The sequence below is a fragment of the Oleispirillum naphthae genome (assembly GCA_027864655.1).
Classification (GTDB): domain Bacteria; phylum Pseudomonadota; class Alphaproteobacteria; order Rhodospirillales; family Rhodospirillaceae; genus Oleispirillum; species Oleispirillum naphthae.
Map to the genome: position 1 here is coordinate 310,173 of JAQAZG010000002.1, position 20,716 is coordinate 330,888.

Consider the following 20,716-nt stretch of genomic DNA (forward strand, 5'->3'; position numbering starts at 1 on the left):
CCTCGGTTCAGAACGGCCAGAGCTTGTCGGTCCAGGACGAACCGGAGTCCTTCTCCGGCTTCGTCTGCGGCGGCGCGGGCGCGCGTTCGCCCGACGAGAACGGCCAGAGATAGTCCGTCACCGACTTGGCGTCCGGCTCCGGCTTCGGCGTCGGCGCGGGCGCGCCCGGCTTGAGCAGGCGGAAGGCCATGACGTACCAGTCGGAGCCGGGGTAGTTGTAGCCCAGAACCGCGCCCGCCTTCTCCGCCTGGTCGGTAAGGCCGAGCGTGGTGTAGACCTCGATCAGGCGATAGAGCGCCTCCGGCACGTGGCTGGTGGTCTGGAACTTTTCCGCCACCGTCTGGAAACGGTTGATCGCCGAGAGCCAGTCGCCGCGCTTCAGGTAGTAGCGCCCGATCTCCATCTCCTTGCCCGCCAGGTGGTCGGTGGTGAGGTCGAGCTTGAGCCGCGCGTCGCGGGCGTATTCGCTGTCGGGGAAGCGCTTGATCACTTCCTGCAGGGTGTCGCGGGCGAGCAGCGTCATCTTCTGGTCGCGGGCGACGTCGCTGATCTGCTCGTAGTAGCAGAGCGCCCGCAGGTAATAGGCATAGGGCACGTCGGAATTGGCGGGGTAGAGCTCGATGAAGCGGTCGGCGGCGACGATGGCGTCGTCGAACTTCGCCCCCTGGTAATAGGCGTAGGCGGCCATCAGCTGCGCCTTCACCGCCCAGGTGGAATAGGGGTGCTGCCGCTCCACCTCCTCGAAGGCCTTGGCGGCGAGCTTGTAGTCCTTCTCCGCCATTTTCCCCATCGCCTCGTCGTAGAGGGTGGAGATCGGCTTTTCGACGTAGTCGTCCTTCTTCGCATCGCCGGCGCACCCGGCAAGCCCCAGAGCCACGGCGAGGGCGAACGGTGCAAGCAGCCAAGCGGCGCGGGAGCGGAGGGAACGGGAGGGCGGAATCACGATGGGGATATCCTTTGGCGGCACGCGGCGGAGGAACGAGGAGGCGACTATAAAACAAAGCGGGAGGCTTTGTCAGCCTCCCGCAGCGTCGGACGAAAATGTGCCTCGGAATTCAGGCGGAGACCGCCTCGCGCCGCCAGCCGGACTGGTGCGCGAGGGCGTAGTCGTCGATCTCGACGAAGGCCCACGCCGCCGGGTTGGCGAAGAGGGCGCGCAGCAGCTGGTTGGAGTGCGCGTGGCCGGACTTGCTGCCGGAGAAGCGGCCGATGATCGGCGCGCCCGCGAGGTAGAGGTCGCCCACCGCATCCAGCGCCTTGTGGCGCACGCATTCGTCGTCGAAGCGCAGGCCTTCCTCGTTCAGCACCTTGTTGCCGGAGATCACCACCGCGTTGTCGAGCGAGCCGCCGAGCGCCAGGCCCATCTTGTTGAGGCGCTCCACGTCCTCGAGGAAGCCGAAGGTGCGCGCGGAGGAAACCTCGGCGCGGTAGGGGCCGGCCGCGGCGTCGGCGACCGGGAAGGTGATGTCCAGGGTCTGGCGGCCGATCAGCGGGTTGGAGAACGCGATCTCGAAGGACACCGAGAAGTCCGACTCCGCCGGGTCGAGGCGGGCGAGGATGCCGCCGTCGGTGACCGAGACCGCCTCCAGCACCTTGATCGCGCGGCGCGGCGCGGCCTGTTCGGCGGTGCCCGCGCACTCGATGAGGAAGACGAAGGGCGCGGCCGAGCCGTCCATCACCGGGACCTCGGGGCCGTCGATGTCGATGATCAGGTTGTCGATCCCCATGCCCGCCAACGCCGACATCAGGTGCTCGATGGTGCCGACCGAAAGCCCGGCGTCGTTGCCGACGCAGGTGCACAGGCGGGTATCGACCACCGCGTCGTAGCGCGCGGGGATGTCGGGGTTCCGTCCGGGAGCCGCGTCGGTGCGATGAAACACGATGCCGTTGCCGATCGGCGCGGGCTTCAGCGTCATCGAAATCTTTTTGCCGGAATGCAGGCCGACCCCGGAACAGCCGATCGCCGACTTCAGGGTCTTCTGCTTGAAGGTCACTTCGCGGGCCGTTGCGGCCTCTGCGGGAAGTGCCTCGGTGGCGTGGGTGGCATCGAACATGGTGCGCGGACTTTCCGATCAAGAGACAACCGGCCCTTCCGGGCGGTCACCGGCGCAGAAGCTACAAAAGCGCCGTTCAGCGTGGCCGCGAGGGTTCCGATTTGCAGGGGCGGGGCCGTTCGCACCTTCACTTGGAACCATGAGGGTTGTAGCAGCGGTCCGTCACCTCCTCAAATCAATGATTGTTACCGATTGTTACACCTGAAATGCCCGAAAAACCCTGACGAATCATTGGGATATGGGGCTCCATCGACCGCCGCGCAAGGCATCGCGCCGCTCCGTGAGATGCGGTATCTGGTGGCTGCGGAAGAGTGCGGACACAACATGTTGTGCCGGAGGGGCGCTCCCGCGGCTGCGGAAACGCCCCGGTTTTTCAGTTGGCCTGGCGGCGCAGGAACGCCGGAATGTTGTCGATCTGCGGGTCGAGCGCGCCGGTGAGGTCCGGGCGGTCGGCCGGCTCGGCGGCGAGGCGCTTTTCCCCCTCGTCGCGCGGCGCGAGGGTCGGCGCGCCGAACAGCGGCGTCTCGACGGAACGCTCCGGCGCGGCGGGACCGAACAGGCGGAAGCGGCGCTGCGGACGCACCACGTTGTCCTCCGGTTCGGGCTGCGGCTCCGCGGTTTCCGCTTCCGGCTTCTCCGCCTTTGCGGGCGCGGCGGGGGCGATGTCTTCCGGCGTCACCGGCGCGGCGGGGATGAAGGCGTCGGCGGGCGGCGCGGCGGGCGCGGCGGCGGGACGGTCGAACAGCGACAGGCCGAGCGGGTCGAAGGCCGGGCCTTCCACCGTCGGGGCCGGGCCCTTGGGGCCGCCCGAGGGCGGCGTCGGCGGCAGCGGAGCGGGGGTGACCGGCGCGGCGATGCGCACCGCCGGTTCCTCCGGCCGGTGGGCGGCGGCGGCGCCGCCGATGCCGGTGGCGACCACCGAGACGCGGATCTTGCCCGCCAGGCGCTCGTCGAAGCAGGAGCCGAAGATGATGTTGGCGTCCTCGTCCACCTCCGAGCGGATGCGGTTGGCGGCCTCGTCCGCCTCGTAGAGGCCGAGGTCCGGGCCGCCGGTGATGTTGATCAGCACCCCCTTGGCGCCCGCCATCGAGGTGTCGTCGAGGAGCGGGTTGGAGATCGCCATCTCGGCGGCGCGCACGCCGCGGTCGTCGCCTTCCGCCTCGCCGGTGCCCATCATCGCCTTGCCCATGCCGTCCATCACGGTGCGCACGTCGGCGAAGTCGAGGTTGATCAGGCCGGGCATGATCATCAGGTCGGTGACGCTGCGCACGCCGGAGTGCAGCACGTCGTCGGCCATCTTGAAGGCGTCGGCGAAGGTGGTCTTTTCCGTCGCCACGCGGAAGAGGTTCTGGTTGGGGATGATGATCAGGGTATCGACGTACTGCGCCAGTTCCTCGATGCCCTTCTCCGCGAGGCGGCGGCGGTGGATGCCCTCGAAGTCGAAGGGCTTGGTGATCACGCCGACGGTGAGGATGCCGAGCTCGCGCGCGGCGGAGGCGATCACCGGCGCGGCGCCGGTGCCGGTGCCGCCGCCCATGCCCGCGGTGATGAAGGCCATGTTGGCGCCCTGCATCGCCTTCACGATCTCCTCCAGGCTTTCCTCGGCGGCGCGGCGGCCGACCTCGGGGCGCGCGCCCGCGCCCAGGCCCTGGGTCACCGACACGCCGAGCTGGATGGTGTGCGGACTCTTCGAGGTGGAGAGCGCCTGCGCGTCGGTGTTGGCGACCAGGAACTCGACGCCTTCGAGGTCCGAGCTGATCATGTTGTTCACCGCGTTGCCGCCGGCTCCGCCGACGCCGACCACGAGAATCCGGGGTTTCATCAAGGGGGCTTCTCCCTGGGGCAGTCCGAGGTTGATCGCCATGCTGGTCTCCGCGTCTGTGCTTGCTGGTGAGGGGCTTGCGTGAAAGGGGGTTGCGGGCGGCGCGCCGTCCGCGGCGGCGTCGAAAAGCGTCCGGGAACCGGAGATGGCCCCGGATTCTTCCGGCGGCGGGTTCAGAAATTCTGTCGAAACCATTGTCCCAATCTCCCTAGACGGCTGGCGGGGCGGGCCGCGCGGGGCGACCCGGACTCGCCGGTGGCGAAGGGCTTGCGGAAACGCTCAAGCCCGCGGTCGAACGGCAAACTCGTCATGCCGTAACGCAACAATCCGGCGCATGCCGCGAAGCCGGGCCCGGCGGCGGCGTCCGCCATGCCCTTGAGGCCCATCGGGCGGCCGAGGCGCACCTGGCGCTGCAGCACTTCCGCGGCGACGTCGCGCGCGCCGTTCAACTGGCTCGCGCCGCCGGTCAGCACCACGCGGCGTCCGGCGGCGGCGAAGAGACCGGCGGTCTCCAGGTGTTCGCGCGCCAGTTCGAAGGTCTCCTCCAAACGCGGACGGATGATCTGGGTGAGCATGGAGCGCGGCACCTGGTTGCTCTGCCCGTCCTCATCCTCGCCGATCAGCGGCACCTCCAGCATCTCGCGGTCGGCGGCGGGCGCGTGCAGGGCGTGGCCGTAGAGGGTTTTCAGCCGTTCGGCGGAGGCGACCGGAGTGGAAAGCCCACGGGCGATATCGTTGGTGACGTGCTGGCCGCCGATCGGCAGCACCCCCACGTGCACCACGTAGCCTTCCAGGAACACCGCCACCGAGGTGGTGCCGCCGCCCATGTCGATCACCGTGACGCCGAGGTCCCGCTCGTCGTCCACCAGGCACGACAGCCCGGAGGCATAGGCCGACACCACCAGGGACTCCACTCCCAGGTGGCACCGCTCGATCGCGGTTTCCAGGTTGCGCACCGGCCCCGGCGCGGCGGTGGCGAGCAGCACGTCCACCGAGAGGGTCTCGCCGAACATGCCGGTGGGGTCCTTCACCCCCGCGCCGCCGTCCACCGCGAATCCCACCGGGATGCGGTGCACCGGCACGCTTTCCACCTCCGCCTTGTCCTCGGCGTCGCGCAGCGCGGAGGAGGCGCTGTCGATCACCCGCACCACGTCGGCGGCCTGGATGGCGTGGCCCGCTACCGAGACCTCGGCCTTCACCCGGTGCGAGCGGATCTGCGCCCCGGAAACCCCGAGGATGACCCGCTCGATGCGGGTGCCCGCCATCTGCTCCGCCGCGTCCACCGCGTTGCCCACCGCGGCCTCGGTGGCGTCCATGTCCACCACCACGCCGTGGCGCAGGCCGGTGGAGCGGTAGGTGCCGATGCCCAAGAGGCGCATCTCCGCGCCCTCGCCCTGGGCGATGAAGCAGGTCACCTTGGTGGAGCCGACGTCGAGGGCGGCGAGGATGTCGCGGCGTGCGGATTCGCTCATGCGCTGCGCCCTCCCTTGCGCGGTTGCCCGAGGTCCGGCGGCGGCAGGGTCTTGCCGTTGGCGAGGCGCACCACCATGCGGTCCGGCAGGCGCAGGTCGATCAGCGCCACGTCGCGGGAGAGCAGGCGATGCTTGCGGTCGAGTTCGGCGAGGCGGCCCCACGCGGCGGCGGAGCCGGTTTCCGGCAGGCGCACCTCGATGCCGCCTTCCACCGCGTCGAGCTTGAGGTCCCAGCGCCGGTCGCCGACCCGCACCGCCGCCTTGACGCGGGCGGCGATCTCGGGGAAGGGGGCGATCTCGGCGAGCAGGGCGGCCACCGCCTGCGGCGCGCCGCGGCCGGTGACGATGGGCAACCCGGCGGCCTGGGCGGCGACCGCCACGATCTCGGTGCCGGTGGCGTCGATCAGCACCGAGCGCCCGCCGTTCTGCGAGATCGCCACCGGCACGCGCTCGGAAATCACGATGCGCAGGGTGTGCGGCAGCAGGCGCTCCACCTCCGCATGCGCCACCCAGGGCAGGGATTCGACGCGGCGCTTGGCATCCACCAGATCGAGGCCGAGGATCGGCGTGTCGCGGCCGACGCCGAGCGCGCGCAAGAGGTCTTCGCCGCCGGTGCGTTGGCGGCCCACCGCCTGGATGTCGGAAATCACCAGGCCGCGCCGCGCCGTCCAGGCCAGCGCCCCGGCCTCGGCGGCGCGCCAGGCGCGCACCGGCCTGTCGGAAACGGCGACGAAGGCGGCGAGACTCAAGCCCGCGGACAGGGCCGCCGCCAGCCCCGCGGCGGAAAGCCGCTTGCGCCACGAGATGCGCGCGTTGCGCGCCGCCGCCCGCTTGGCGGGGGCGGAGCGCGGCGGCTTCTCCGGCAGGAAGGGGATCAAGCGTCGCATCGGGCGTTCTCCACCATCCAGGACACCAGGTCCTCGAAGCTCATGCCGACGTGGCGGGCGAGCTCGGGCACCAGGGAGAGCGGCGTCATGCCGGGCTGGGTGTTGACCTCGAGAATCACCACCCGCGGCTTCGCCGGGTCGGTCTCGTCGATGCGGAAGTCGGCGCGCGACGCGCCGCGGCACCCCAGCACCGCGTGCGCGCGCACCGCGAGGTCGCAGATGTGGGCGGTGAGCGCGGGCGGCAGCGGCGCGGGGCAGATGTGCACCGCCTTGCCCTCGGTGTACTTCGCCGCGTAGTCGTAGAACCCCTGGGCCGGGCGGATCTCGGTGACGCCGAGCGCGCGGTCGCCGAGCACCGCCACGGTGACCTCGCGGCCGGGGATGTATTCCTCCACCATCGCCTTCTCGCCGTAGGGCCAGGCGGCGGCGGTGTAGAGCTCGGTGTTGTCGCCGGGGCGGACGATGCGCACGCCGACGCTGGAGCCTTCGTTGAACGGCTTCACCACGTAGGGGCGCGGCATCGGGTCGCCCGCGTTGAGGGTTTCGCGGTCGGCCAGCAGGTCGGCGGCCACCGGAATCCCCGCGGCGGAAAACGCGTGCTTGGCCATCGGCTTGTCCATGGCGAGCGCAGAGGCGAGGCGGCCGGAGTGGGTGTAGGGAATGCCCATGATGTCGAGAATGCCCTGGATGCAGCCGTCCTCGCCGAAGCGGCCGTGCAGGGCGTTGAACACCACGTCGGTATCCTTGGGGATGCCCGCGATCAGCGCCGCGGCGTCGCGCCGCACGTCGAGGGTGGTGACGCGGTAGCCCGCGGCCGCGAGCGCCGCGGCGCAGGCCGCGCCGGAGGTCAGGCTGACCTCGCGCTCGGCGGAGAAGCCGCCCATCAAAACGGTGACGTGCTTGGCCTTGGCGCTCATCGGGCGGTCTCCTCGGGCAGGGGTTCGCCGATGCGGCGGATTTCCCAGGCGAGATCGACGCCGGTCGCGGCCTTGACGCGGCGGCGCACTTCCTCGCCCAGGGTTTCGATGTCGCGGGCCGTGGCCGACCCGGTGTTGATCAGGAAATTGCAGTGCTTCTCCGAGACCATCGCGCCGCCGACGGCAAGCCCGCGGCAGCCCGCGCGGTCCACCAGCTCCCACGCCTTCGCGCCGGGCGGATTGGCGAAGGTGGAGCCGCCGGTGCGCACCCGCTGCGGCTGGGCATCCGCCCGCGCGGCGCGGATCGCCTCCATCTTTTCGGCGATCGCCGCCGCGTCGCCGGGCCGCGCCGCGAAGCTCGCCTCCAGCACCACCCAGCCTTCGGGGATGTCGGAATGGCGGTAGGAAAGCCCGAGGTCGTCGGGGTTGAGCACGTGGCGGAAGCCGAAGGGGTCCATCAGCGTCGCCTTGACCAGCACCTCCCTGACCTCGCCGCCGAAAGCGCCCGCGTTCATCGCCACCGCGCCGCCGACGGCGCCGGGAATGCCGGAGAGGAATTCCAGCCCGGTAAGCCCCGCCTTCTGCGCCGCGCGGGCGGCGGCGGTGTCGAGCGCGGCGGCGCCGCAGCGCACCGTCTCGCCCTCCACCGCGACCTTGGCGAAGGCCGAACCGAGGCGGATCACCACGCCGCGCACGCCGCCGTCGCGCACCAGCAGGTTGGAGCCGACGCCGAGCACGGTGACCGGCACCTCGTCGGGCAGCCGCGCCAGGAAGGCGGCGAGATCGGCGAAGTCCGCGGGCTTGAACAGCGCATCGGCGCAGCCGCCGACGCCGAACCAGGTGATCGGCGCGAGCGGCGCGTCCAGGGCGATGCGGCCGCGCACCCGCGGCAGGATGTCGGCCAGGGACTCGAGGCGGCGGATCGCGGCGGTCATGGGTTGCCTCCCTCGGGCAGGGCGGCGAGCTGCGCCGGCAGGGCGTTGGCCCACTGGCTGATGCTGCCCGCGCCGAGGCAGACCACCAGGTCGCCCGGCTGCGTCACCGCGCGCACCGCCGTGGCCAGGGCTTCCGGGCCGGGCAGGGGTTCGGCGTGGCGGTGGCCGCGGGCGCGCAGCCCCTCGACCAGCGCATCGCGGGAGACGCCTTCGATCGGCGCTTCGCCCGCCGCGTAGACGTCGGCGACGAACACCCGGTCGGCGGCGGCGAGGCAGGTGCAGAAATCCTCGAACAGGTCGTGCAGGCGGGAGTAGCGGTGCGGCTGCACCACCGCCACCACCTGGTGTTCGCCCGCCACCTGGCGCGCCGCCTTGAGGACGGCGGCGATCTCCACCGGGTGGTGGCCGTAGTCGTCGATCACCGCGACGCCGTGCGCCTCGCCGGTCCTGGTGAAGCGCCGTTTCACCCCGCTGAAGGAGGAAAGCGCGGCGCGGATGCAGTCGGGGCCGAAGCGCAGCATGTGGCCCACCGCGACGGCGGCCAGCGCGTTCTGCACGTTGTGCTCGCCGTGCATGCCGACGGAAAGACCCTCGCAGGCGGTGACCTTGCCGCTGCGGCGGCTGGTGATCGTCACGTCGAAGTGCGCGCCCGCCGCATCGAAGAACAGGTTGACCGCGCGCACGTCCGCCTGCGGACTGAAGCCGTAGGTGATGAGGCGGCGGTCGGAGACCTTGGGGATCAGCGCCTGCACCTCCGGATGGTCGATGCACAGGACCGCGAAGCCGTAGAACGGGACGTTCTCGACGAAGGTCTTGAACGCCGCCTTCACCGCCTCGAAGTCGCCGTAGAAGTCCAGGTGCTCGGGGTCGATGTTGGTGACCACGGCGACGGTGGCGGGCAGCTTGGTGAAGGTGCCGTCGCTCTCGTCGGCCTCCACCACCGTCCAGTCGCCGGCGCCGAGGCGGGCGTTGGTGCCGTAGGCGTTGATGATGCCGCCGTTGATGATCGTCGGGTCCAGCCCGGCGGAAACGAACAGGTTGGCGATCAGGCTGGTGGTGGTGGTCTTGCCGTGGGTGCCGCCCACCGCCACCGCCCACTTGAGGCGCATCAACTCGGCCAGCATCTCGGCGCGGCGCACCACCGGGACGAGGCGGGCGCGCGCCGCCTGGACCTCGGGATTGCTCGGCTTGACCGCGGAGGAGATCACCACGACGCGGGCGTCGCCGAGGTTTTCTGCGGTATGCCCGAGGCGCACCGGAATGCCGAGGCCGCGCAGGCGCTGCACGTTTGCGCCGTCGGAGAGGTCGGAGCCCTGCACGGTGTAGCCGAGGTTGTGCAGCACCTCGGCGATGCCGCTCATGCCGATGCCGCCGATGCCGACGAAGTGCAGAACCCCGATGTCGAGCGGGAGGGATCTCATCGCTTCGTCTCCTCGGTTTCGGGCGGCAGCGCGGCGACCAGGTCGGCCAGGCGCGCCGCGGCGTCCGGCGTTCCGGCGGCGCGGGCGCAGGCGGCGGCGCTTTCCAGGGTGCGCGGCTGCGCGAACAGGGTTTCCAGGCGCGCCGCCAGGGACTCGGCGGTGAAGGCGTCCTGCGGCATCAGCCAGGCGCCGCCCTTTTCGGCGATCGCCTGGGCGTTGGCGGTCTGGTGGTCGTCGATGGCGTGCGGATAGGGCACGAGGATCGCCGGGCGTCCGGCGGCGGTGAACTCCGCCACCGTGGAGGCCCCGGCGCGCGCGATGGCGAGATGCGCCCGGGCGAGGCGCTGCGGCACGTCGTCGAAGAAGGTGGCGAGCTCCACCGCAAGGCCGCTGTCCGCATAGGCGGCGCGCGCCGCCTCGATGTCCGCCGGGCGGCACTGCTGGCTGAGGCGGATGCGCGCCTTCATCGCGGCGGGCAGGGCGGTCATTGCGGCGGGCACCACCTGGGAGAGCACGGTCGCGCCCTGCGAGCCGCCGATCACCAGGATTTCGATCAGGCCGTCTTCGCTCAAGGCCGGGAAGGGCGCATCGGCGAGCGCGGCGATCGCCGGGCGCACCGGCATGCCCACCAGTTCCACCCGCGCGGCGCGCGGCAGCGCCGCGACCTCGGCGAACGAGGTGGCGATGCGGCTGACGTGCGGCGCGAGCAGGCGGTTGGCGCGGCCGAGCACCGCGTTCTGTTCGTGGATCACCGTGGGCACGCCGCGGCGGATCGCCGCGACCATGCCGGGAATCGAGGCATAGCCGCCGAAGCCGACCACCACCGCGGGTTTCAGCTCCGCCAGCAGGCGGCGCGCCTGCAGCACGCCGACGCCGAGGTCGGCCACCGCCTTGATGCGGCGCAGCACGCCGCGCCCGGCGATGCCGCCGGCGCGCAGCGGATAGGTGGGCAGGCGGCCGAGCGCGCCGCCGTAGGCCTGGCCGCGCGCATCGGTGAGCAGCGCGAGGTCGTAGCCGCGCCCGAGCAGCGCCTCGGCCATCGCCTCGGCGGGGAAGACGTGGCCGCCGGTGCCCCCGGCGGCGAGAACGATGCGTTTCGGATCGATTGCGGCGCTCATGCGTCCCCCCGTCCCGGATGTCTGCGGGTCAGCGCGAGGACCGCGCCCATGGATACGGCGATGCCGATCAGCGACGAGCCGCCGTAGGAAATGAACGGCAGGGTCATCCCCTTGGTCGGGATCAGATGCAGGCTGGAACCCATGTTGATGAACGCCTGCATGCCGAACTCGGCGAGCAGACCGGCCACCGCCAGCAGCACGAAGAGGTTGTCGTCCTTCATCGCGAGGAAGAAGCCGCGCAGCACGATGAAGGCGAACAGCACGATGAGGAACAGGCAGAGGATCATGCCGAATTCCTCCCCCGCCACCGCGAAGATGAAGTCGGTGTGCGCGTCGGGCAGCACCTCCTTGACCCGGCCCTCGCCGGGGCCGCGGCCGAACAGGTTGCCGTTCTGGAAGGCCTGTAGCGCCTTGGTGATCTGGTAGGTGTCGCCGGCGGCGGGGTCGAGGAAGCGATCGACGCGGCTCTGCACGTGGCTGAGGCCGAAGTAGGCGCCGACGCCGCCGGAGACCGCAAGCAGCGCCAGCCCGGCGATCCACAGAATCGGCAGCCCGGCGAGGAACAGCTGGCCGCACCAGATGGCGGCGACGACCACGCTCATGCCGAAATCCGGCTGGAGAATCAACAGGCCGAGCACTATGCCCAAGAGGCCGATGGCGATGTGCATGCCGGGGAAGGTGGGGTCCTCGCGGTGGGCGGAGAGCATCCACGCGGTGACCACGACGAAGCAGGGCTTCATCATCTCCGAGGGTTGCAGCGAGAACCCGGCGATGCGGATCCAGCGGGTGGCGCCCTTGACCTCGTGCCCGGCGAGCAGGGTGAGCGCCATCAGGCCGAGCGCGACGGCGAAGCCGACCACCGCGACGCGGCGCACCGTCTTCGGGCTTTGCAGCGACAGCCAGAAGATCAGGGCCAGCGCGAGGGGCACGAACATTCCCTGGCGCATCACGAAGTGGAAGGCGTCCGCCCCCTTCTTCATCGGCGCGGCGGCGACGATCAGCATCATCCCCACGGTGATCAGAATGGCGAGCGCGCCCAGCGTCCAGCGGTCCACCGTCCACCACCAGCGGCCGAGGATGCTGGTATCCGCGCGGGTGAAGCCGCGGGCGCTCATGATGCGCCTCCCGCCGCGGCGGCGATGTCGCGCACCATGGCGCGGAAGGCGTCGCCGCGGGCCTCGAAACTGGCGAACTGGTCCCAGCTCGCGCAGGCGGGGGAGAGCATCACCACCGGGCGGCTGCCGGGGTGCGCGGCGGCGAAAGCCTCGGCCTCGGCGCGGGCGCGCGCGGTCGCCACATCGAGGGTGCCGCAGTGTTCGCAGGGGATGGCGTCGCCGATGGTGCGGGCGAACTGCCCCGCCGCTTCGCCGATCAGGTAGGCCTTGACGATGCGCGGGAAATGGCGGCGCAACGGCGCGATGCCGCCCGCCTTGGCCTGACCGCCGAGAATCCAGAACAGGGTGTCGTAGGCGGTGAGCGCCTTTTCCGCCGCGTCGGCGTTGGTCGCCTTGCTGTCGTTGACGTAGAGCACGCCGTTCGCCTCGCCGACCCGCTCCTGGCGGTGGGCGAGGCCGGGGTAGGTGCGCAGGCCCGCCACCGCCGCGGCGACGGAAACCCCGGCGGCGCGCGCCGCGGCATAGGCGGCGGCGGCGTTCTGGTGGTTGTGGCGGCCGGTCAGCACCGGCACCTCGGCGAGGTCGAGAATGTGCTCCGGCGTGCCTTCGGCCGCGTCGATGAGGTGCCCGGCCTGCACGTAGACGCCGCCCTTGGCCACCGCCTCGGTCGCCACCGGCAGGAAGCGCCAGTCCGCCCGCGCCTGCACCGCGGCGGCGATGCCGCGGGAGTCCGCGTCGTCGGTGGCGACGATGGCGACGCCGCCCGCGGCGGGGTGGTCGAACAGCCGGGCCTTCGCCGCGACGTAGCCCGCGAGGTTGCCGTGGCGCTCCAGGTGGTCGGGGCTGATGTTGAGGTGCACCGCGATGTCGGGCCGCAGGGACGGCACCAGTTCCAGCTGGTAGGAGGACAGCTCCAGCACGTAGACGCCGCCCGCGGGCAGGTCCGGCAGGTCGAGGGCCGCGGTGCCGAGGTTGCCGCCCGCGGCGCAGGGCCGCCCGGAAGACGCGATGACGTGGGCGATCAGGCTGGTGACGGTGGACTTGCCGTTGGTGCCGGTGACGCCGATGAAGACGCAGTCCGGCTTGGCGCGGGCCAGGAGGTCCGCGTCGCAGACGAGCGGCACGCCCGCGGCGCGCGCCGCGGCGGCGAGCGGGTGCGGCTTCGGCAGGGTGTGGGCGATGCCGGGGCTCCAGATCACCGCGTCGATGCCGCTCCAGTCGATGGCGGCGATGGCGGGGAGCGCGTGCGCCCCGGCGCGGGCGCGGGACTCGGCGTCGTCGTCCCAGGCGAACGCCTTCGCCCCCGCCGCGGAAAGCGCGGCGAGCGCGCCACGGCCGGACTTGCCGAGTCCGGCGATGACGAAGGTCCGTCCCTGGAATGCGCCGAGCGGAATCATCGCCGCGCTTTCTCCCTTACCGCAGTTTCAGCGTGGTCAGGCCGATCACGCCGAGGATCATCGCGATGATCCAGAAGCGGATCACCACCGTGGGCTCGGCCCAGCCCTTCTTCTCGAAGTGATGGTGCAGGGGCGCCATGCGGAACACCCGCTTGCCGGTGAGCTTGAAGCTCGCCACCTGCACGATCACCGAAACCGTCTCCAGCACGAACAGTCCGCCGACGATGGCGAGCACCAGCTCGTGCTTGGTCACCACCGAAATCGCCCCGAGCGCGCCGCCGAGCGCCAGCGAGCCGGTGTCGCCCATGAACACCTGCGCGGGCGGCGCGTTGAACCAGAGGAAACCCATCGCCGCGCCGACCATCGCGCCGCAGAACACCGCCAGCTCGCCGGTGCCCGGGGTGTGGTGGATTTGCAGATAGTTGGCGAACACCGCGTGGCCGGAGAGGTAGGAAATGATCATGAACACCGCGGAGGCGATCATCACCGGCACGATGGCGAGGCCGTCCAGGCCGTCGGTGAGGTTGACCGCGTTGCCCGCGCCGACCATCACCACCATGGCGAAGGGCACGTAGAACAGCCCGAGATCGACCATCACGTCCTTGAGGAACGGCACGGCGAGGCCGGTGCGCACGTCGTCGGCGGAGAGGTAGACCATCCACAGCGCGGCGAACAGGGTGACGCCGAACTCGGCGGCGAGCTTCTTCCTGCCCGAGAACCCGGCGGAGCTGCGCTTCGTCACCTTCATGTAGTCGTCGTAGAAGCCGATGGCGCCGAAGCCGATGGTGACCAGCAGCACCGACCACATGTAGCCGTTGTCCCACTTCGCCCACAGCAGGGTGGAAAGCCCGGCCCCCATCAGGATCATGATGCCGCCCATGGTCGGCGTGCCCTGCTTGGTCAGCAGGTGGGTTTCCGGCCCGTCGGTGCGGATCGGCTGGCCGCGCCCCTGCTTGCGGCGCAGGGTGCGGATGATCGCCGGGCCGAAGACGAAGGCGAAGAGCAGCGCGGTGAGCACCGCGCCCGCGGTGCGGAAGGTGACGTAGCGGAACAGATTGAAGATCTGGTACTGGTCGGCCAGGGGATAGAGCAGGTGGTAGAGCATGGCGCGATCCCCTTCACTCGGCTTTTCGGGTGGGGTTCTTGAGGGCGGCGGCGATGCGGTCCATGCGCATGCCGTGCGACCCCTTGACCATCACCACGTCGCCCGCGCGGATCTCCGCCAGCAGCGGCGCGATCAGCGCGTCGGCGGTTTCGGCATGGGCGGCGCGCATCTTTTCCGGCACGGCGTCGAAGGCGGCCTTCATCAGGCCGCCCGCGGCGAACAGGCGGTCGATCTCCTTGGCCTTCAATTGCGCGGCGACGGCGGCGTGCAGCGCCTTGGCGGTGGGGCCGAGCTCGAACATGTCGCCGAGCACCGCGAAGGCGCGCCCGGTGCCGAAGAGCTGGCGCATCGTGGCGACCGCGGCGAGCGCGTCGATCGCCGCGGTCATCGACTGCGGATTGGCGTTGTAGCTCTCGTCGATCAGCACGAAGTCGCCGTCGGCGCAGGGAACCTCGGAAAGCGCGCCGCGCCCGGCGGGAACCTCGATGTGCTCCAGGGCATCCAGCGCGGCCGCGATGTCCGCTCCCGCGCCGATCGCGCCGCCGATCGCGGCGAGCGCGTTCATCCCCCAGTGCGCGCCGACGAAGGGCAGCGAGAAGGCGACCGCCTGGCCGCCGATCTCCGCCTCGACCTCGGTGCGCAGCGCGATGACGCGCGCGGAGAGAAGGCGCAGGTCCGCGCCTTCCTTGACGCCGAAGGTGATGACGTTGCCCGCGCCTGCGGCCTTCGCCGCGCGCTCCATGTCGCCGAAGAAGCCGTGGTCGAGCGGCAGCACCGCGGCGCCGCCCGGCGTCAGGCCCTCGAAGATTTCGCACTTCGCGGCGACGATGGCGGCGAGGTCGGCGAAGTATTCCAGATGCGCCGGGCCGACGGTGGTGATCACCGCCACGTCGGGGCGTGCGATGCGGGTCAGCGCGGCAAGCTCGCCCGCGTGGTTCATCCCGATTTCCTGCACCGCGAAGGCGGCGTCGGCGGGGAGGCGGGAGAGGGTGAGCGGCACCCCCCAATGGTTGTTGTGGCTGCCCTGGCTGACGTGGGCCTTGCCCTGCGCGGCGAGGATCGCGCCCAGCATCTCCTTGGTGCCGGTCTTGCCGACGCTGCCGGTGACGCCGATGACGCGCGCCGCCTTGGCGCGGACGCGCCCGGCGGCGCCGAGGGCGGTGAGCGCCGCCATGGTGTCGGGCACGCGGATCACCGGGCCGGGATATTTGCCGCTCTTGTGCACCACCGCGCCCGCCGCCCCGGCCTTGAAGGCGTCGGCGACGAAGGCGTGGCCGTCGTGCGACGGCCCGGCAAGCGCGATGAAGAGGTCGCCGGGGGCGACGCTGCGGCTGTCGATGGATACGCCGGCCGCGGCGAAGCCGGCCGAGGACTTGCCGCCCAGGGCCTTTTCCAGCGCCGCCGATGTCCACAACGATTTCACCATCACCACAGCTCCCCAGCCAATGCATCGACTACCGCACGGTCGTCGAAGGGCAGCACCGTCGTTCCGACGATCTGCCCGGTTTCATGTCCCTTGCCCGCGACCAGCAGCAGGTCGCCGGTTTTCATTTCCGCCATCGCGGCCTCGATCGCCGCGGCGCGGTCGCCGATTTCCTCCGCCTGCGGGCACCCGGCGAGAATCTCCGCGCGGATCGCCGCGGCGGTCTCGGAGCGCGGGTTGTCGTCGGTGACGATCACCCGGTCGGCGAGGCGGGCGGCGATCCCGCCCATCACCGGGCGCTTGCCGCGGTCGCGGTCGCCGCCGCAGCCGAACACCACGATCAGGCGGCTCGCCGCATGCGGGCGCAGCGCCATCAGCACCGTCTCCAGCGCGTCCGGGGTGTGGGCGTAGTCCACATAGACCGCCGCGCCGTCGCCGCGCAGGGCGCGGCGCTCCAGGCGGCCGGGCGCGCCCTTCAGTTCGGCGAGGCCCGCCAGCGCCGCCGCCTCTTCGGTGCCGCAGGCGAGGACGAGGCCGAGCGCGGCAAGCGCGTTCATCGCCTGGAAGGCCCCGGCGAGCGGCAGCGCGATGCGCGTGACCCGGCCGGACAGCGCAACCTCCAGCGACTGGCCCTCGGGCGTGGCGAAGCTGCGCACCAGGCGCAGGGTCTGCGCCGTGGTGCCGTAATCCGTCACCTTGAGATGGCGGCGGCGGGCGATGGCGCGCAAGGCCGCGGCCTGCGGCGCGTCGGCGTTGATCACCGCGGTCGCGCCCTCGGGCAGAATGGTGTCGAACAGCCGCGCCTTGGCCTGGAAGTAGGCCTCCTCGGTGCCGTGGTAGTCCATGTGGTCGCGCGTCAGGTTGGTGAACGCGGCGGCGGCGAGCGTCAGGCCGTCGAGGCGGCGCTGGTCGAGGCCGTGGCTCGAGGCCTCCAGCGCCACGTGGTCCACGCCTGCGGCGGCCAGCCCGGAGAGCCCGGCGTAAAGCGAGACCACGTCCGGCGTGGTGAGCCTGCCCGGGGTGTGCCCGGCGGGCGAGATCAGCCCGAGGGTGCCGAGGCTCGCCGCGGCGCAGCCGTCGGCGGCCCAGATCTGGCGGGTGAACTCGGCGATCGAGGTCTTGCCGTTGGTGCCGGTGACCGCGGCGAGAACCTTGGGCAGCGGCGCGAAGAAGGCGGCGGCGAGGTGCGCCAGCACGCGGCGCGGGTTGGCGCTCGCCAGCACGGTGACGCCCTCGGGCAGGCGGTAGGAGGGCGTGTCGATCGGCGCCAGGATGGCGGATGCGCCCGCGGCCACCGCCTGGGGGATGAAGTCGCGGCCGTCGGCGGCGGCGCCCTTGACCGCGGCGAACAGGGACCCCGGCGCGACGGCGCGGGAATCGAGCGCGATGGCGGAAATCTCGCGGGCGGTCTCGCCGCGGATGGAAAGCGCGGGGTCGGTGGCGCGGCCGGCGGCGATGAGGCGGCTCAGGCGCATCGGCTCACTCCTTGCCCATCGCGGCCACCATCAGCGGCCCGTTCTTCGGGTCGCCGCCGGAGAACGGGTCGGCGGCAGGTTCGACCCCGAGCATCGGCGCGATGGCGGCGACGATCTTTCCGGCGGTGGGCGCGGCGTTCCAGCCCGCGGTGGTGAAGTTGGCGGTGGCGGGGGTGCCCTTGGGGGTGTCCAGGGCGACGAGCACGGTGTAGCGCGGCGCATCGGCGGGGAAGGTGGCGAGGAAGCTCGCCAGCACCGCGGTGTGGGAGTAGCGGCCGTTCACCACCTTCTCGGCGGTGCCGGTCTTGCCCGCGACGCGGTAGCCGAGCACGTCCGCCTTCCTGCCCGAGCCGTCGGTGACCACCAGGCGCATCAGGCGGCGCATCATCCGCGAGGTGCGCTCGGAGATCGCGCGGGTGCCGGGCGCCGCGTCCTCGGCGGCGCGGGCGACCAGGGTGGCGGGGTGGAAGACGCCGCCGTTGACCACCGCCGAGGCGGCGGTCGCCACCTGTAGCGGCGAAACCGAGATGCCGTGGCCGAAGGCGACGGTGGCCACGGTGATCTGGCCCCACGGCGCGGGCGGCACCTGCGGCCCGCCGACCTCCGGCAACTCGACGGCGGAAGCGGAAAGCAGGCCGAACCTGCCGAGGAAGGCGCGCTGCGTTTCCGCGCCGAAGTCGAGCGCCATGCGCGCCGAGCCGATGTTGGAGGAGTGCACCAGGATTTCCGGCACCGAGAGCCAGCGCTTCTGCGGGTGGAGATCGTGGATGGTGTAGCGCGCGATCTGTACCGGCGCGGTGGCGTCGAAGCGGTCGGAAACGTGGATCTTGCCGCTTTCCAGCGCGATCGCGGTGTTGAAGATCTTGAACACCGAGCCGATCTCGTAGACCCCGAGGGTGGCGCGGTTGAACATCGCGTCGGGGGTCATGGTTTCCGGGCGGTTGGGGTCGAAGTCGGGCAGGGAGGTGAGCGCGACCACCTCGCCGGTGCGCGCGTCCTGCACGATCGCGGCGGCGCCCGCGGCCTGGTAGGCGGCCATCGCGTCGCGCAGCACCGCGGTGACCGCGGTCTGCGCCCGGATGTCGAGCGACAGGCGCAGCGGCTCGCCCGCCTTGAGCGCGGCATCGAAGCGCAGCTCCACGCCGCTGATGCCGCGGTTGTCGATGTCGGTCTTGCCGATGACGTGGGCGAACAGGCCGCCCTGCGGGTAGACCCGCATCTCGCCGTCCTCGAACTTCAGCGCCGGATAGCCCAGGCGGTTCACCGCGAACTGCTGCGCCGGGGTGAGGTGGCGATGCAGGTAGACGAAGGCCTGGCGGCTTTTCAGGCGCTCGCGGGTGCGCGGGCCGTCGATGTCCGGCAGCACCCGGGCGAGGTCGTCGGCCATGCGGTCGGGGTCGCGCACCAGGCGGGCGTCGGCATAGAGGTTGACGGTGGGCAGGTTGGTGGCGAGCAGCACGCCGTTGCGGTCGGTGATGTCGGCGCGCAGGGCGCCCACCGGCAGCTCGGGGCGCGGCGCGGCGCGGGCGATGCGCTCCGCATCCGGGCGGAAGGACACGTTGATCAGCTGCACCGCGACGGCGAGGAACAGCAGCAGAAAGATGCCGCCGGCGAAGGCCAGCCGGGTGCGCCCGGTCTCGAGCGCGGTCTTCGCCGAGCCTTCGACGCGCAGCGGCGCGGTGCGGGCGGCTTCCGCCGCGGCGCGCAGATCGACGCCGGGAACGATGGCGGGTGCGGACTTGCGGCGGATCATGGCGCGGTCCTCCGGCTGGCGACTTCGGGCGGCGCGGCGCGCGGCGCGGGGCGCGGCTCCCCGGCGAGGCGCGGAGCCTCGTCCGGCGCGGCGTAGGGCAGGGCGGAGACCGAGGCGATCTGCCCGGAGTTGACCGGGGAGAGGTGGAGGTAGGTCTCGGCGAGGCGCTTCAGCCGCGCCGGGTCGTTCAGGTGGCTCCACTCCGCCTTGAGCACGCGGACCGCGGTGCGGTCCTCCTTGATGTCGGCCTGCAACGCGGCGAGGCGGGTTTCCATCTCCTGCACGCGGGACTTCACCGCGACCAGACCGGCGCTCACCAGGCTGAACAGGAAGGCGGTGACGACGAACAGGCGGATCATCGCGCACCCCCCGCCGCGGTGCGCACCGCGACGCGCAGGTGCGCGCTGCGGGCCCGCGGGTTCAGCCGGGTCTCGCTGTCGGAGGCGGAAAGCGCCTTGCGGCGCTCCAGCGCAAAGGCGGGCGGCGCGGTGGGCGCGGCGTGCGGCATGTGGCGCGAGGGCGCGGCGGCGCGGCCGCTCTTCGCATCGAGGAAGCGCTTGACGATGCGGTCCTCGAGCGAGTGGAAGCTCACCACCGCGAGCACCCCGTCCTTCGCCAGCAGGCGTTCGGCGGCGGCGAGCGCGCGCTCGAGCTCGCCCAGTTCGTCGTTCACCGCGATGCGCAGCGCCTGGAAGGTGCGGGTCGCCGGGTCGATGCCGTCCTTGGACGGGCGCACCACGGCGCGGACGCAGGCGGCGAGTTCGCGCGTCGTGGCGAAGGGCTTGTCCTTGCGCGCGGCGACGATGGCGGCGGCGATGCGGCGCGAGGCGCGCTCCTCGCCGAAGCGGTAGACGAGATCGGCGAGTTCGGCTTCCGGCAGGGCGTTGACCAGGTCGGCGGCGGTGGGGCCGTCACCGCCCATGCGCATGTCGAGCGGCCCGTCCGCCCGGAAGGAAAAGCCGCGCTCCGCCCGGTCGATCTGCATCGACGAGACGCCGATGTCGAGCGCGATGCCGTCGATCCTGCCGTGAACCTCGGCGGGCAGCAGCTTTTCCATGTCGCCGAAGCGCCCGGCGAGGAAGTGGAAGCGCCCGGGGAAGGCGGCGGCCACCGCCTCCGCCGCGGCGCGCGCCGCGGGGTCGCGGTCGATGGCGTAGAGGGTGCACTCCGCGGCGGCGAGAATGGCGCGGGAATATCCCCCGGCGCCGAAGGTGCCGTCCACGTAGATGCCGCCGTCATGGGGAAGGAGCGCGCCCACGACTTCCGGCAACAGCACCGGAATGTGGGGGCCGACGGTCATGATCCACCTTCCGGCGGTCGGCGCAGGGTCAGCGACAGACCCTTGTCCCTCGCACGCCGCAGTTGTTCGTTCTGATGAGCCAGGAAGTCCTCGGGCCGCCAGATCTGGAAGGTCCGCCCGCGCCCGACGAAGGTGGCCGTGCCGGAAATTCCGGCATGGCCGAGAAAATGCTCGGGCAGGCTGATCCGCCCCGTGGTGTCCCACGGCAGCGGCGTCGCCTGGGCGAAGACCAGGCTCGAGATGTCGTCCAGCGCATCGGAGAAGATGTCCATGCCGTCGGCCGCTTCGGTCATCGCATTGATGCGGTCCCAGTCGCAGCATTCGATGCAGGGGAGCTTGAAGTGCGGAAAGGCGACCACTTCCTGCATGCCCCGCTCGATCAACAGATTGCGCAGCACCGCAGGGACGGAGACCCGTCCCTTGCCGTCCACCTTCACGGTCGTGGTCGAAAGGAAGGCTTTCGCCTTCGCCGGTTCCGACATGGTGCCTGCGCCTTTCCATTGCCGCGCCGCGTCCGGCGCG

The 20,716-nt window shown here is 71.5% G+C and carries 18 protein-coding genes; all 18 read right to left on the reverse strand.

Going from position 1 to position 20,716, the window contains the following annotated elements; genetic code table 11:
• Window positions 1–7 precede the first annotated feature (7 nt).
• The 18 genes from O7R11_RS03595 to O7R11_RS03680 all read right to left on the reverse strand — a co-directional run bounded on the left by O7R11_RS03595 (window position 8) and on the right by O7R11_RS03680 (window position 20,676).
• Window positions 8–943 carry an outer membrane protein assembly factor BamD gene (locus tag O7R11_RS03595; RefSeq protein ID WP_337996117.1) on the reverse strand — a complete coding sequence of 312 codons (936 nt, stop codon included), beginning with the start codon at window positions 941–943 and terminating at the stop codon, window positions 8–10.
• A 112-nt stretch (window positions 944–1,055) separates the two neighbouring features.
• Complete coding sequence (lpxC, locus tag O7R11_RS03600) at window positions 1,056–2,054, reverse strand: UDP-3-O-acyl-N-acetylglucosamine deacetylase (RefSeq protein WP_337996118.1); 999 nt, start codon at window positions 2,052–2,054, stop codon at window positions 1,056–1,058.
• 373 nt (window positions 2,055–2,427) lie between these two features.
• On the reverse strand, window positions 2,428–3,918 hold the full coding sequence (ftsZ, locus tag O7R11_RS03605; protein WP_337996119.1) for a cell division protein FtsZ: 1,491 nt from the start codon (window positions 3,916–3,918) through the stop codon (window positions 2,428–2,430).
• A 131-nt stretch (window positions 3,919–4,049) separates the two neighbouring features.
• The gene (ftsA, locus tag O7R11_RS03610; RefSeq protein WP_337996120.1) at window positions 4,050–5,348 is read right to left on the reverse strand and encodes a cell division protein FtsA; all 1,299 of its coding nucleotides are present in this window, start codon (window positions 5,346–5,348) and stop codon (window positions 4,050–4,052) included.
• Window positions 5,345–6,235, reverse strand: a complete 891-nt coding sequence (locus O7R11_RS03615; RefSeq protein WP_337996121.1) for a cell division protein FtsQ/DivIB — start codon at window positions 6,233–6,235, stop codon at window positions 5,345–5,347. Before O7R11_RS03615 ends, ftsA begins: the two co-directional genes overlap by 4 nt.
• Complete coding sequence (locus O7R11_RS03620; protein WP_337996122.1) at window positions 6,223–7,152, reverse strand: D-alanine--D-alanine ligase; 930 nt, start codon at window positions 7,150–7,152, stop codon at window positions 6,223–6,225. The genes O7R11_RS03615 and O7R11_RS03620 overlap by 13 nt, the downstream gene beginning before the upstream one ends.
• Window positions 7,149–8,087 (reverse strand): UDP-N-acetylmuramate dehydrogenase, encoded by a 939-nt coding sequence (murB, locus tag O7R11_RS03625; RefSeq protein ID WP_337996123.1) that lies wholly within the window; start codon window positions 8,085–8,087, stop codon window positions 7,149–7,151. The genes O7R11_RS03620 and murB overlap by 4 nt, the downstream gene beginning before the upstream one ends.
• Entirely contained in the window at window positions 8,084–9,508 is a 1,425-nt protein-coding gene (murC, locus tag O7R11_RS03630; RefSeq protein ID WP_337996124.1) for a UDP-N-acetylmuramate--L-alanine ligase, read from the reverse strand. Before murC ends, murB begins: the two co-directional genes overlap by 4 nt.
• The gene (gene murG, locus O7R11_RS03635) at window positions 9,505–10,626 is read right to left on the reverse strand and encodes an undecaprenyldiphospho-muramoylpentapeptide beta-N-acetylglucosaminyltransferase (RefSeq protein ID WP_337996125.1); all 1,122 of its coding nucleotides are present in this window, start codon (window positions 10,624–10,626) and stop codon (window positions 9,505–9,507) included. The genes murC and murG overlap by 4 nt, the downstream gene beginning before the upstream one ends.
• Window positions 10,623–11,741, reverse strand: a complete 1,119-nt coding sequence (locus O7R11_RS03640) for an FtsW/RodA/SpoVE family cell cycle protein (RefSeq protein ID WP_337996126.1) — start codon at window positions 11,739–11,741, stop codon at window positions 10,623–10,625. Before O7R11_RS03640 ends, murG begins: the two co-directional genes overlap by 4 nt.
• Window positions 11,738–13,138 (reverse strand): UDP-N-acetylmuramoyl-L-alanine--D-glutamate ligase, encoded by a 1,401-nt coding sequence (gene murD / locus O7R11_RS03645; RefSeq protein ID WP_337996127.1) that lies wholly within the window; start codon window positions 13,136–13,138, stop codon window positions 11,738–11,740. The genes O7R11_RS03640 and murD overlap by 4 nt, the downstream gene beginning before the upstream one ends.
• A gap of 16 nt (window positions 13,139–13,154) precedes the next feature.
• Complete coding sequence (gene mraY, locus O7R11_RS03650; protein ID WP_337996128.1) at window positions 13,155–14,243, reverse strand: phospho-N-acetylmuramoyl-pentapeptide-transferase; 1,089 nt, start codon at window positions 14,241–14,243, stop codon at window positions 13,155–13,157.
• A gap of 13 nt (window positions 14,244–14,256) precedes the next feature.
• On the reverse strand, window positions 14,257–15,669 hold the full coding sequence (locus O7R11_RS03655; protein ID WP_337996129.1) for a UDP-N-acetylmuramoyl-tripeptide--D-alanyl-D-alanine ligase: 1,413 nt from the start codon (window positions 15,667–15,669) through the stop codon (window positions 14,257–14,259).
• Window positions 15,669–17,141, reverse strand: a complete 1,473-nt coding sequence (locus O7R11_RS03660; RefSeq protein WP_337996130.1) for a UDP-N-acetylmuramoyl-L-alanyl-D-glutamate--2,6-diaminopimelate ligase — start codon at window positions 17,139–17,141, stop codon at window positions 15,669–15,671. Before O7R11_RS03660 ends, O7R11_RS03655 begins: the two co-directional genes overlap by 1 nt.
• Before the next feature lie 4 nt (window positions 17,142–17,145).
• Entirely contained in the window at window positions 17,146–18,894 is a 1,749-nt protein-coding gene (locus O7R11_RS03665; protein ID WP_337996131.1) for a peptidoglycan D,D-transpeptidase FtsI family protein, read from the reverse strand.
• Window positions 18,891–19,253 (reverse strand): cell division protein FtsL, encoded by a 363-nt coding sequence (ftsL, locus tag O7R11_RS03670; RefSeq protein ID WP_337996132.1) that lies wholly within the window; start codon window positions 19,251–19,253, stop codon window positions 18,891–18,893. Before ftsL ends, O7R11_RS03665 begins: the two co-directional genes overlap by 4 nt.
• On the reverse strand, window positions 19,250–20,194 hold the full coding sequence (gene rsmH, locus O7R11_RS03675; RefSeq protein WP_420792968.1) for a 16S rRNA (cytosine(1402)-N(4))-methyltransferase RsmH: 945 nt from the start codon (window positions 20,192–20,194) through the stop codon (window positions 19,250–19,252). Before rsmH ends, ftsL begins: the two co-directional genes overlap by 4 nt.
• Window positions 20,191–20,676, reverse strand: coding sequence for a division/cell wall cluster transcriptional repressor MraZ (locus O7R11_RS03680; protein WP_337996133.1), 486 nt, complete (start codon window positions 20,674–20,676; stop codon window positions 20,191–20,193). Before O7R11_RS03680 ends, rsmH begins: the two co-directional genes overlap by 4 nt.
• Between the last annotated feature and the right edge of the window lie 40 nt (window positions 20,677–20,716).